This is a genomic window from Pseudoduganella sp. RAF53_2 (assembly GCF_052113985.1).
In the GTDB taxonomy this organism is placed as follows: domain Bacteria; phylum Pseudomonadota; class Gammaproteobacteria; order Burkholderiales; family Burkholderiaceae_D; genus Rugamonas.
On the sequence record NZ_JBFRDW010000940.1, the window covers coordinates 1 to 1,562 of the forward strand.

The following is a 1,562-nucleotide window of genomic DNA, read 5'->3' on the forward strand; positions in this document are numbered from 1 at the left end:
CCATTTTGGCGCGCTTCGCCGTACCGTCCGATACCACGCCACGAATCTCGTCCGCCACCACGCGCGCCACTTCCGGCGACAGCACCTGCTCGTTGGTGGTCGGCTTGCCCTTGGCGACCTTGGTGTCATAAGGCGTATTGGCCGCAAAGTGCAGCGAGTCGATGCGCTGCGTGGATTTGCGCACACCGCCGTTGATGATAATGCCCATCATTTCGGCCAGTGCCGCCGGACGGTCCGCCGAGGCGCCAAGCGTGGTTGCATACGAAGGCACCAGCGATTCAAACGGATAACCCATCTTCTTCCACTGGCGGTGGATGCCCATGAAGGCTTCCATCTCCAGCAGGCCGGCGATGCGCTTGTCCTGCGCGTGCTTGCGGTGGGTCTTGAACAGCCACTGATAAACTTCCTGGCGCTCCTTTTCGCTGGCCGCCACGATCTGCGTCAGATTGGCTTCCGGATGACGGTGCATATAAGCCACCATCCACAGTTCCAGCGGGTGCACGCCGGCCAGGTAGCCGCGGTCAGCCAGATTCCATTTATCGGTCGCGTACTGGTCGTACATTTTCGCCAGACGATCATCCGGCACATCGTTCTGCACCACCAGATTGTCGTTGACGAATTTGCTGAATTTCGCCAGATCCGCTTCCGGATGAATGGTGCGGTAAATCGTGGCCAGGCGCACCGGCGTCGGACGCACCGATTCCAGCAGGGTCGGATCGAGTTCGGATTCCGACTTGTTGCGGTACTTGGCGTAGAAGCGGTACAGGAATTCCTTGCCTTCCTTGTCCGCAAAGCGCGCCAGATAGGCCGCACGGCGCGGGTCGTCCGCATCAGTCAGCAGGGTTTGCGATGAACCCGGCATCTGGAAGGAATACCACTTCGCCACATCGCGCATAAGACGTACGAACACCAGGTTGGTGGAATGACGTAGCGCTTCGCGCACCGTCAGGATCTTGAAGTCGTCATCCTTGCTGAAGTTACCGAAGAAATGCAGGCCGCCACCGGTGAAGAAGCCCTCGCCCGGATTGCCGGAATACTTACGCTCCATGGCCGCGTTCAACATGGATGGCAGGTCGCGCTTGTCCATTGGCGTCGCCATCAGGTACTCGATGGACCAGGAAGTAATGCGGTCGCGCTGGTCGACCTGCTGCTTCTTCAGCTCATCATTACTCATCTGGCCATACTTCTTGTGCATCTGGTCGACGATGTCCAGATAGGTCACCAGGGTACGCAGCTTGGCGGTCGAACCCAGATCCAGCTTGGCGCCTTCGTTGATGTCCAGCGGCTGATCGAAGTTATCGGTCTGCACCCGCAGGAAGTTGGTGTTCTCGCCCTTTTCCAGCAAAGTGAAGCTGTACACCACATTCGCCGGATCGCCGTTGCCCAGCATGCCTTTGCCGGTCAGGCCCGCTTTCTGCGCCGTTTCGGCATCGCGCAATTCGCGCAGTACGGCGGTTACGGCTTTCTGCGCTTCCGCATCGAGCGTGCTGGTGACGGTCAGATCCAGGCGGTCCAGGTTGTACATGCGGTTATCGCCCAGCAGATTCGCCAGGTGCACGCGC

The 1,562-nt window shown here is 59.3% G+C and carries 1 pseudogene; it reads right to left on the bottom strand.

The window, feature by feature from the left end:
* Nucleotides 1–1,562 (bottom strand): annotated as a pseudogene (locus AB4Z11_RS31210) (glycosyl transferase family 51); the annotation flags it as partial.